At 68.6% G+C, this 10,555-nt stretch carries 8 protein-coding genes and 1 tRNA gene; 8 read left to right on the top strand and 1 reads right to left on the bottom strand.

Going from position 1 to position 10,555, the window contains the following annotated elements; translation table 11 throughout:
* Positions 1 to 55: 55 nt before the first annotated feature.
* The 7 genes from ACIQM0_RS12605 to glpK all read left to right on the top strand — a co-directional run bounded on the left by ACIQM0_RS12605 (position 56) and on the right by glpK (position 7,517).
* Positions 56 to 1,396: a transcriptional regulator gene (locus ACIQM0_RS12605; RefSeq protein ID WP_401285955.1), complete on the top strand. Its 1,341-nt coding sequence runs from the start codon at positions 56 to 58 to the stop codon at positions 1,394 to 1,396.
* 51 nt (positions 1,397 to 1,447) lie between these two features.
* Positions 1,448 to 1,978, top strand: coding sequence for an NUDIX domain-containing protein (locus ACIQM0_RS12600; protein ID WP_363030555.1), 531 nt, complete (start codon positions 1,448 to 1,450; stop codon positions 1,976 to 1,978).
* 515 nt (positions 1,979 to 2,493) lie between these two features.
* Complete coding sequence (locus tag ACIQM0_RS12595) at positions 2,494 to 3,867, top strand: hypothetical protein (RefSeq protein WP_401285954.1); 1,374 nt, start codon at positions 2,494 to 2,496, stop codon at positions 3,865 to 3,867.
* A gap of 67 nt (positions 3,868 to 3,934) precedes the next feature.
* Positions 3,935 to 4,010 (top strand) — tRNA-Gln (locus ACIQM0_RS12590).
* Between the two features lie 119 nt (positions 4,011 to 4,129).
* Positions 4,130 to 4,696: a YrhB domain-containing protein gene (locus ACIQM0_RS12585; protein ID WP_401285953.1), complete on the top strand. Its 567-nt coding sequence runs from the start codon at positions 4,130 to 4,132 to the stop codon at positions 4,694 to 4,696.
* A 216-nt stretch (positions 4,697 to 4,912) separates the two neighbouring features.
* Positions 4,913 to 5,815, top strand: coding sequence for an MIP/aquaporin family protein (locus tag ACIQM0_RS12580; protein ID WP_401285952.1), 903 nt, complete (start codon positions 4,913 to 4,915; stop codon positions 5,813 to 5,815).
* 184 nt (positions 5,816 to 5,999) lie between these two features.
* The gene (gene glpK, locus ACIQM0_RS12575; protein ID WP_401285951.1) at positions 6,000 to 7,517 is read left to right on the top strand and encodes a glycerol kinase GlpK; all 1,518 of its coding nucleotides are present in this window, start codon (positions 6,000 to 6,002) and stop codon (positions 7,515 to 7,517) included.
* 58 nt (positions 7,518 to 7,575) lie between these two features.
* Here glpK and ACIQM0_RS12570 read toward each other — a convergent pair whose 3' ends face one another.
* The gene (locus tag ACIQM0_RS12570) at positions 7,576 to 7,875 is read right to left on the bottom strand and encodes a hypothetical protein (protein WP_401285950.1); all 300 of its coding nucleotides are present in this window, start codon (positions 7,873 to 7,875) and stop codon (positions 7,576 to 7,578) included.
* Between the two features lie 103 nt (positions 7,876 to 7,978).
* Between ACIQM0_RS12570 and ACIQM0_RS12565 the strand changes: the two genes are divergently transcribed.
* Entirely contained in the window at positions 7,979 to 9,970 is a 1,992-nt protein-coding gene (locus ACIQM0_RS12565) for an RICIN domain-containing protein (protein WP_401285949.1), read from the top strand.
* Positions 9,971 to 10,555 lie beyond the last annotated feature (585 nt).

Below are 10,555 nucleotides of genomic sequence, written 5' to 3'. Positions count from 1 at the left end.
CCACTGGGGCCACACGTCCTGGCGTGCCGACCCACCGGAGGGGGCAATGGGGGCAATGGAGCCCAACACTCTGCTAGAGGCTCTGATCGACGAGGCGGGTGTCTCCCGGGCCGGGCTCGCCGCGCACGTCAACCAGGCCGGCCGCGGCCGGGGGCTGTGCCTGCGCTACGAGCACACCGCCGTCGCCCGCTGGCTGAAGGGCCAGCGGCCGCGCGGCCAGGTACCCGACCTGATCTGCGAAGTGCTCGGCAACCGCCTGCGCAGGGCCGTCTCGCTCGACGACATCGGCATGGCGGGCCACGGCGGCCGCCCGCCCGCGCAGGGCTGCTCGCTCACCGGGTTCGTGGAACGGGCCACCGCGTTGTGGCGCTCCGACGAACAGCAGCGCCCGCACGTCGTCGCCGCCCCGGCCGTCACCGGGACCACCGCGGTGATGCCCGTGTGGGAGTGGGAGAACCCGCCGGAGGACGCGGACGTGTCCCGCGCCGGTCCGACCCGGGTCAGCACGGCCGACATAGCGACACTGCGCGCCGCCCGCGCCCACTACGAACTGATGTACCGCAAGGCGGGCGGGATCGCGACGCGTTCGCGCATCGTCGGCTTCCTCAACGCCGAGACCGCTCCGCTGCTGCGCGGCGGCTACAGCTACGCGATGGGGCGCCAACTGCACCGTGCGACGGGCGGGCTGGTCGCCGTGGCGGGCATCTGCGCCTACGACTCCGACGCGCACGGGCTCGCCCAGCGCTACTTCCACCAGGCGCTGCGCCTGGCCAAGGCGAGCGGGGACCGGGGGCTCGGCGGCTATGTGATCGCGCTGCTGGTCAACCAGTCGCTGTTCCTGGCCGACTACCGGCAGTCCGTCGCGTTCGCAGAGGCGGCGCTGCGGGCCGCCGGACGCGACATCACCCCCGCGCTCGCGGCGGATCTGCACGCGATGCAGGCCAAGGCGTATGCCCATCTCGGCGACGGGAGCAGCGCCCTGAAGTCCATCCGGCGCGCCGAGTCGGAGGCCGAGCGCATCCGGCCGGGCCAGGAGCCGGACGAGACGGGGTACGTCCAGCCGGGCCTGGTCAACGTCCAGGTGGCGGAGGCGCTGCTCGGACTCGGGGACCTCCCCTCGGCCAGGGAGCACGCGGCGGCCGCGGTGCGCACGCCCGCGCACGACCGGGGCCGGGTCCACCGCCTGGCCATGCTGACCACGATCGAGCTGCGGCAGGGCGAGGCCGACCGGGCGGCGGTCACGGCCGCCGAGATGGCCGAACGGGCCAGGGGGATGGAGTCGCAGCGGCTGCGCGACCGGCTGAGGTCGGTGCGGGAGCGGCTGGTCGCGAGCGGCAGCGCCGACGCGGAACGGGCCGCGGAGCTCATCGACGGATCACTGCGCGTACCGCTGTGAGCGCAGGTCTGCTGCGATATGGCCACCTACTAGTCAGAAGGTGGCAGAACTGTGCAGTGGACGAACTTGAACGAACAAACTGTGTACGAGAATCGCTGGTTCCGGGTCAATCTGGCGGATGTCGTCCTTCCCGACGGTGACCACCTCGACCACTACGTCATCCGGCTCCGCCCGGTCGCCGCGGCCACCGTCGTCAACGAGGCGAACGAGGTCCTGCTGCTCTGGCGGCACCGGTTCATCACCGACAGCTGGGGCTGGGAACTCGCCGCGGGCGTGGTCGAGGACGGCGAGAGCATCGCCGAGGCGGCAGCCCGGGAGATGGAGGAGGAGACCGGCTGGCGCCCCGGAGCACTGCGCCCGCTGCTGACGGTGGAACCGTCGAACGGACTCACCGACGCCCGGCACCACTTCTACTGGGGCGAGCGGGCCGACTGGACCGGTGACCCCTGCGACGCCTTCGAGTCCTCGCGCCGCGAGTGGATACCGCTCAAGCTGGTGCCCGACATGATCGCCCGCGGCGAGGTGCCGGCCGCGGGCATGGCGGCCGGGCTCATGATGCTGCACCACTTACGGCTGGGCTGAACCGGCCCGTAAGGGTGCGAGGGGCCGTGGCCGGCCCCTCGCACCCGTGGACACGGATGGACTCGCCGGCCTGGCACAGTGCCCCTGCGGCTACGAGCGCGGGCTTCCAGCTGCGCTCGTTCCGCGTCCGGGGGTTGATCCGAAGCCCGTGTGAGGTGCTCAGCGCAAGCCGCACGGTGACCGGCTTGCGTGGGCGCTCCTCCAGCTCGGTCGTCGGCTTCTCGGGGTTCCGCCACGGCAGGGTGCACTCGACCGGTGGAAGGCGCTGGAAGTGGAGCCGAACGCGGCGGGCAAGGTCCGGCGTAAGGGGAACATCACGGGTCTTGCGGCCCTTGGCTACTGGCGAAGGGCGCTTGTTCTGCAGCTGTCGTATTCCCTGATGCCGAACAGCGAGTCGATCTGTCGCAGCCCGGCGTCCGGCCCCAATCCCGCCAGTACTGCTGCGGGATGACTCGTGACTGCGGCCCACGGATATCCAGTTGGGCACGTGACCGAGAAATGACAAGGTGAGGCTCATGCTGTCGCCCACCGTCGAAGAACTCCTCCGGGAACTGCACGCCTCGCTCACACTGCGCAGGCGTCCGGAGGATGTGGCCCGGCTCATCCAGGATCTCCATGCGGCACAGGGCACCGAACTCGACGAGGTCACCGAGGCGGCACTCGGCAAAGCCGCCGAACACTCGCTGCGCAACCTTTGGCACGGCTACACCTCCATGCGAGAGGACTTCGCCCGCCCGGTTGGCGCACAGCGCCAGCTCGCCCGTGCGGCAGGCCTGTTCACGGATGTGCCGGAGCTTCCGGACAGCGCCGGGGACGATCCGGACCGGATTGAGGCAGTGATCCGGTGTGCAGGCGAGTCCATAGGCCGCGTGTACGGCCAGAACGACTTCGGCGCGGACCGTCTCAACCGGGGTGAGCGAACGGCTGCCGGCCTCGGCGAGATCTCCAAGCGCCAGTACAACAAGCGCTTCCGTCTCCTGCGCCGCATGGAGGCCAAACTGGCGCGGCTGATGCACGAGCAACGCCGCCGCGAGGTGACGATGACGGGCAAGGGCGCACTCGCGCACGTTCTGCCGTACGGTCTCTTCGCCGGGGACCCGGACACGGCGGCCTTCATCGCGTACGTCACGGCGCGGGCCTACATGCGTAGCGTCTTCACGAACGGCCGCCAGCGCCAGGTCTACGACGAGGTCGCCGAGGCGCTGTTCCAGCGCTTGCGTGCGCGGCCCGAGCAGACCTGCTGGTCCGCGGTCGCGCATGTGCACCCCACATCGGAGGTGCTGGTCGCCGTGTCCGACGAGAACCTCACCCAACTGCTGGTCCGATGGAACGGTTTCCTGCGCCAGGTCGCGGACCTGTTGGAGGACGCCTGGGATCGGCACCCGCTGGAGCGCGAAACGATGATCGTGCGCCGCGGCGACGACTCATCGACGTGGAACCAGGCCGCGCAGGCGTGGAATACCGCCCGAGCGCACTGGTTCGCGATGCTGTCCGCACTGGGCCAGGAGGAGATCCTGGACCGGGTATGCCCGGGTAAGGTTCCCCGCCTGATGGCTGCCGATGTGGCGTATTGGCACCGCATGAGCGGCGGCGGGCTGCACCCTGACACCTACATCTGGGCAGAGCTGCCGTTGCCCTGGGAAGTGCTCCGGGGTGAGAAGGAATGCCCACGTTCGTTGGTCGACGCAGTCTGCGCCCGACATGGGAGGGATCCCGTCGCCGGTGCCTGGACCGCCCCCCGACCGCCGGTTGAGGCTGTCGCCTTCCACCGGACGCCGGAACTTGTACACGGTGTCGCCGTTGCGGACCCTCTCATGGCCAGTGCCCTGCGGTCGGCAGGAGTGTTCTCCGGCAACGGCAAGCGTGCGGCGGCGGGGGAGTGGCTGTGACCGCTTGTCGAGGGGCTTGGGGAAAACGGTTGCCCAAAACGGCAGCCCCAGCAATGATCGACGTGGCGACGAGGAAGCTCTGCGGAGGAGCGCCCGGCTCTGATCCCGGGTGGACGTAGGTTCGAATCCTGCCCTCGTCGCCACTTCACTTGCCATGGCTTTCGTCAGGCCGTTCTCGTTTCGCTTGGCCGGTGCGGCGGAAGGCATGACTGACGTGTGAAATCCGCTGGTCCGGTGCGAGGCCGTGCGCGATGCTGCACACGTGATCGATCGAGAAACCGCAGTCCAGATCGTTGAAGAACAGCTCGAACGCGGCTACGAGACGGACCGCTCGGTGTGCCCGGACCCGATGCGCATGGCCGTCGCGGAAGTGGAAGAGCACGCGCTGGTGTGGATCGTCTCCTGGACGTCCGAGGAGCACCTGCGCACCCGGAATCCGGACTTCGCGCTTGTCGGAAACGGGCCGTACCTGGTAGATCGACTCGACGGAAGCCTGCACCAGATCGGCGTCGTCTCGGCGGTAACCGATGGGTGGCAGGATGACTACAGGGCCCGCATCCGAGGCCAGGTCGTGCGGACAGCGGTGGATGATCTACACGATGAGGTTCGTGGTGTGGCAGCTGCTCGTGGGCGGATCCATGCCATGCACACCCTGCGTCAGCGACTGCCGGTGCTGTCTCTTGCCGAGGTCATCGAGTACGTGGGCGCCTTGAAGGACGGCACCGTTCCGGATCGCCTTGCGAGGGTCGCCACGAAGGAGCTGGTGCCTCCTGTCGATCCGGTGCTGACTGCTACGACCATCCGTGGGGCCACGCGGAGCGCCGACTGATCTGGGCCCGGGTGATGAAGGCTCGCGACGCCCGCCAGTTGACGGCGACCCGAGCGGTGACTTCGGTGCCACGACGGCGCTGCCGGTGCGCCGCTCGGCGTTACTCCGTCCGGGGGGAAAGTCCGTGACGGGTCGCAAGGCTTACTCCGGCGAGCTTCCGTCTGCCTACGTTTCGAGTAGGGGTGGGGGGTCATTTTCATCCACCAAGGAGAGCCGATGGCTGAACTGGTTGTGCGTCGACGCGGTTACCGGGAGGGCCTGGGCGGTGAAATGCTCGCCGAGTTCCTCGGCACTTTTGTGCTGATCATGTTCGGCCTCGGATCGGTGGCTGTCGCCGTCGTAGGGCTGTCGGGTTCGGGTCGTCAGGTTGTTCCCTTCGGGGCTCCGAACTGGCTCATCATCTCGTGGGGCTGGGGTCTGGCCGTCGTGTTCGGTGTGTACGTCGCCGGAGGCATCAGCGGCGCCCATCTCAATCCGGCGGTGACGCTCGGCTTCGCCGCCCGGCGGTCCTTCCCCTGGCGGAAGGTCATCCCCTACTGGTTCGCGCAGGTCCTCGGCGCCTTCACCGCGGCCGCGCTGGTCTACGCCACCTACCGCTGGGCGATCGACGCGTTCATCAAGAAGGCGGGTGGCGGGCGGAGCCAGTCGCTCGACACCTACTCCATTTTCGCCACCTTCCCCGCCAAGTACTTCGGGGATTCGTGGTGGGGGCCGCTGCTCGACCAGATCGTCGGGACCGGGCTCCTGCTGTTGCTGATCTGCGCGCTCGTCGACAAGCGCAACACGGCGCCGATCTCCAACCTAGGGCCGTTCCTCATCGGGCTCGTGGTCGTCGCGATCGGCTTGTGCTTCGGGACGAACGCCGGGTACGCGATCAACCCGGCCCGCGATCTGGGACCCCGCCTGCTCACCTTCTTCGAAGGGTGGGGGAGCATCGCCTTTCCCGGGAAGTTCCAGTGGTTCAGCAACTATTGGTGGATCCCCATCGTCGGGCCGCTCATCGGCGGACTCGTCGGTACCGGGATCTACGAGCTGCTGATCACTCCGGTGCTCAAGGCCCGCGGCGCCGAACCGGTCGAGGAGGGCCAGGCGCCGGAGGATCCTCACCCGCAGGTGTGAGCGGGGTCCCGCGACCGACGCTCCTTGCCCCGGATGGCCGTACACCGCAGGCGGCCGTACCATCCTTCGCCCGAAGGTAGGGTGCGGCGGCAGCATCGCCCGACCCGGACCGCGTCGCCTCGGGAACATCACGAACGCGTCGGCAGGCGCGCAAATCCCACGACCAGGAGAAGAGGCGGCAGCGATGCCCGAGTTCGTCGGCGCGGTGGACCAGGGGACCACCAGCACACGCTTCATGATCTTCGACCACGCAGGCAACGAGGTGGCCCGGCACCAGCTCGAACACGCTCAGGTCCTGCCGCGGCCGGGGTGGGTCGAGCACGACCCGGTGGAGATCTGGGAGCGCACCAACACGGTGATCCAGAACGCCCTCAGGGACGGCGGTCTCTCCGCATCGGACCTCAGGGCGATCGGCATCACGAACCAGCGTGAGACGACGGTGGTCTGGGATCCGCGCACCGGCCGCCCGTACTACAACGCCATCGTCTGGCAGGACACCCGGACCGACACCATCGCCTCGGCCCTGGAACGCGACGGACACGGCGAGGTCATCCGGCGCAAGGCCGGGCTGCCGCCGGCCACCTATTTCTCCGGCGGCAAGATCAAGTGGCTGCTGGAGAACGTCGACGGACTGCGTCAGGCCGCCGAGGCGGGTCACGCACTGTTCGGCAACACGGACGCCTGGGTGCTGTGGAACCTCACCGGCGGGCCCAACGGCGGCGTACACGCCACCGACGTCACCAACGCCAGCCGCACCATGCTGATGAACCTGGAGACGTTGGACTGGGACGACGAGCTGCTGGGCATCTTCGACATCCCGCGCGCCATGCTGCCGAGCATTCACCCCTCGTCCGACCCGGAGGCCTACGGCCGGACGCGCAGCTCACGGCCGCTGGGCGCCGCCGTCCCCATCACCGGTGTGCTCGGCGACCAGCAGGCGGCGACCGTCGGGCAGGTCTGCTTCGCCCCCGGTGAGGCCAAGAACACCTACGGCACCGGCAACTTCCTGGTACTCAACACCGGTACGGAGCTGGTGCGTTCACAGCACGGGCTGCTCACCACGGTGGCGTACCAGTTCGCCGGCAGCCCGGCGGTCTACGCGCTGGAGGGGTCCATCGCGGTCACCGGCGCGGCCGTGCAGTGGCTGCGTGACCAGCTGAAGATCATCACCAATGCCGCGGAGAGCGAGCAGCTGGCGCGTTCGGTCGACGACAACGGCGGGATGTACTTCGTTCCGGCCTTCTCCGGGCTGTTCGCACCGTACTGGCGCTCCGACGCCCGCGGCGCGATCGTGGGCCTGGCCCGTTACAACACGAACGCCCACGTGGCGCGGGCCACGCTGGAGGCCATCTGCTACCAGAGCCGCGACGTGGTCGACGCGATGGAGAAGGACTCCGGCGTGCACCTGGAGGTACTCAAGGTCGACGGCGGGGTGACCGCCAACGACCTGTGCATGCAGATCCAGGCGGATGTGCTGGGCGTGCCGGTCAGCCGACCGGTGGTCGCGGAGACCACCGCGCTGGGCGCCGCCTACGCGGCGGGACTCGCCACCGGCTTCTGGCGTGACACCGACGAACTGCGTTCCCACTGGCAGGAGTCGAAGCGGTGGAGCCCGCGGTGGAGTGAGGAACAGCGCGAGGAGGGATACGACGGGTGGAAGCGGGCCGTGGAGCGCACCCTCGACTGGGTGAAGGTGACGTGAACGTCCGGGCAGAACGAGCTCTCCGGTCAGGACGTGTCTGTTGACTCTGGCGTCTTGGTCAGCGGTCCATCCAGTCCGGCACCCACACGTCGTCCGGGGTGCGCGGCCCTGAGGTGCGCAGACGGTCGCGTAGCGCGGTCAGCACGGGGTGCTGGTCCCCGGTCCGGGACAACAGCACGTGCGTGTACACCGGGGTCGGTTCGCGCAACGGGATGCTGCAGGTCGTGGGTCCGGGGCCACAGGTACCGGTCCCCGCCGCCGACCAGGGTGGCGCGAGGGCGGCGACGCTCGTGTGATCGAGCGGTCCCGGGACGAGCAGACCTCGGGCGACGGCAAGAACCTGAAGAGGTACACCCACCCCTCGATTGACATGGACAGGTCTTGACCACTGACCGTACGGCTCCCTAATGTGAGCGGGCATCAGACGTCTGCTGTCCGTTTTCGAAAAGTGGAGTTGTTCCATGACCGGAAGACGAACCCTGCTTCTCTCAGCCCTGTCGCTACCACTGGCATCCCTTCTGGCCGCAGCCTCCACCCCCGCGGCACTGGCCGCCTCGCCGGCCGCCTCGCAGTCCTTCTACGTCGACTGCGGAGCCACCGCCGCGGGTAACGGAACCCAGACCGCGCCCTGGAACACCCTGGCCCCGGTGAACTCCCACACCTTCCAGCCGGGTGACTCGATCCTCCTCAAGCGTGGCTCGACCTGTACCGGTCAGACGCTCTTCCCCAAGGGCTCGGGCGCCGCCGAAGCGCCGATCGTGGTCGACGCGTACGGCACGGGCGCCAAGCCCGCGCTCGTCGGCGCCGGGCAGGTCACCGACGTCGTCCGGCTCGCGGACCAGCAGTACTGGGAGATCCGTAACCTGGACATCTCCAACAAGGGTGCGGCCGCGGCGACCCGGCGCGGTGTCCACGTCACCAGGACCGACTCGGGCACCGGCACCTACTACCGGCTCACGGGTCTCGACGTCCACGACGTCAACGGGAACCAGACCAAGAAGGACGACGACGCCAGCGCCGGAATCTTCTTCGAGGTCCTGGGGTACACGACGCCCACGAAGTTCGACGACGTCGTCCTGTCCGGCAACACGGTGCGGGCCGTGGACCGTTACGGAATCCACTTCTGGACCCGGTGGATGCAGCGCCCCGAGCTCGCCAACGCCAACTGCGGTACGACGTGCGGAGCGTGGACCCCGCAGACACGCGTCGTCATCCGAGGGAACACCGTCACCGACATCGGCGGCGACGCGATCGTCCCGCACCACACCGAGGGCGCGCTCGTCGAGTACAACAAGGTCGACGGCTTCCGTGAGCGCGAGCCCGCGCACTGCGCGGCCGGCCTCTGGGGGTGGAACACCGAGGACACGCTGTACCAGTTCAACGAGGTGAGCGGCGGCAAGAGTACCTGCGACGGGCAGGGACTCGACCTCGACGAGGGCAACATCCGCACCATCTACCAGTACAACTACAGCCATGACAACGAGGGTGGCTTCATCCTCCTGTGCAACGGCTCCGGGTCGACGACCGCCGACAACATCGTCCGGTACAACATCAGCCAGAACGACGGCGGCCAGCTCTTCGACATGGTCTGCGCCAAGACGACCAACACGCAGATCTACAACAACACCTTCTACCTGTCCAAGCCGGTCGAGGTCATCAGCAACTCGAACGGCTCGGCAGCCGAGAACGCCACGTTCACCAACAACATCTTCCACGTGGCGACGGACGGGGCGAGCTACGTCAACGCCGCGAGTCTCGGTTACAACGCGAACGTCTTCTACGGCACCCACCCGGCCGGCGAGCCGGCCGACCCCAACAAGGTGACGACCGACCCGAAGCTGACGGCCCCCGGCACGGCCACCTCACGCACGGACGCCGACGGCTACCGGCTCCAGGCGGGTTCCTCCGCCCTGGCCAACGGCGCGGTCGTGGCGAACGCGGGCGTACGTGACTACTTCGGCGGCGCGGTCGCCGCCGGCTGCGTACCCGATCGCGGCGCCCACCAGTCGTCCACCACCTGCGTGAAGCCGACGGTACCGACAGCCGGGATCAACCGGATCTCAGCCGGTGACCAGGCGATCGACGTACCGGCGCACTCCACGACCCAGGGCACCCAACTGGTCGGCTGGGCCTGGAACGGCGGCGACAACCAGAAGTGGAACGTCACGGCCAACGCCGACGGGACGTACACCCTGAAGAGCGTGAAGAGCGGCCTGTGCGCCGAGGTGTACCAGAACTCGAAGGCGGCCGGGGCCGCCATCGACCAGTGGGCGTGCAGCGGCGACGCGAACCAGCGTTGGACCGCCACTTCCACTACCGGAGGCTACAAGCTGACGAGCAAGTCCAGCGGACTGCTCCTCACCGCGGCCTCCACCACGAACGGGGCGCTGCTCACCCAGCAGGCGCCCTCCACCACCGCGGTCCAGACCTGGGCCTTCACCAAGCTGTCCTGACCGGACCGCGGTACACAGGGGCGGGGCCGGGTGCCGAAAGGGCGCCCGGCCCCGTTCATGTCGCTGCCGCCCGGCCCAGTCCCTCGGCCAGGGCCGCCCGTCAAGGCGCTCGATGTCGCGGTTGAGGCGGGCGAGGCCGTCTGCACAGCCCTCCTCGTCGATGGGCCAGCAGCCATCGTGGTCGCAGGAGGAGTCCGAGACCGCATCCCAGGCATCGGACGCCGGCTTGATGCCCGCCGCGGCCCAGGCAGGCGCTGGGATGTGCCGCCCGGTGCTCCGCTCATGACCCAGGTAGACAGTCTTCCTGGCCAGCATCTGAAAATCTGTGCTGACTGAGGTAGACATTGAGGTGCAGGGTGGTTATGGTTTCTCTCGTAACCAAGAAAGACAGCGGGGCCCGGCAGAGATGAACTGCCAGGCAGCAGTAGTCAGCAGTTGCAGTCCGCAGGTCGGTGCGGTGGCGGAGTTCCGAAGCCAGGGTTCTTGCAGGATGGCGACGGGGCTGGCGACCGGACCGGGTGGCCCGCAGTTGTCAGGGGCTGCCGTGAGCAGAAACGCAGGAAGCGAGCAGTCCGCAGTACCAGT

Source organism: Streptomyces sp. NPDC091387 (assembly GCF_044756945.1).
Lineage (GTDB): Bacteria > Actinomycetota > Actinomycetes > Streptomycetales > Streptomycetaceae > Streptomyces.
This window is presented reverse-complemented; position numbering and strand designations above follow the sequence as displayed.

Coding starts and splice junctions, on each gene's coding strand:
- ACIQM0_RS12605 (WP_401285955.1), top strand. CDS start 56: ATGGAGCCCAACACTCTGCTAGAGGCTCTGATCGACGAGGCGGGTGTC.
- ACIQM0_RS12595 (WP_401285954.1), top strand. CDS start 2,494: ATGCTGTCGCCCACCGTCGAAGAACTCCTCCGGGAACTGCACGCCTCG.
- ACIQM0_RS12580 (WP_401285952.1), top strand. CDS start 4,913: ATGGCTGAACTGGTTGTGCGTCGACGCGGTTACCGGGAGGGCCTGGGC.
- glpK (WP_401285951.1), top strand. CDS start 6,000: ATGCCCGAGTTCGTCGGCGCGGTGGACCAGGGGACCACCAGCACACGC.
- ACIQM0_RS12565 (WP_401285949.1), top strand. CDS start 7,979: ATGACCGGAAGACGAACCCTGCTTCTCTCAGCCCTGTCGCTACCACTG.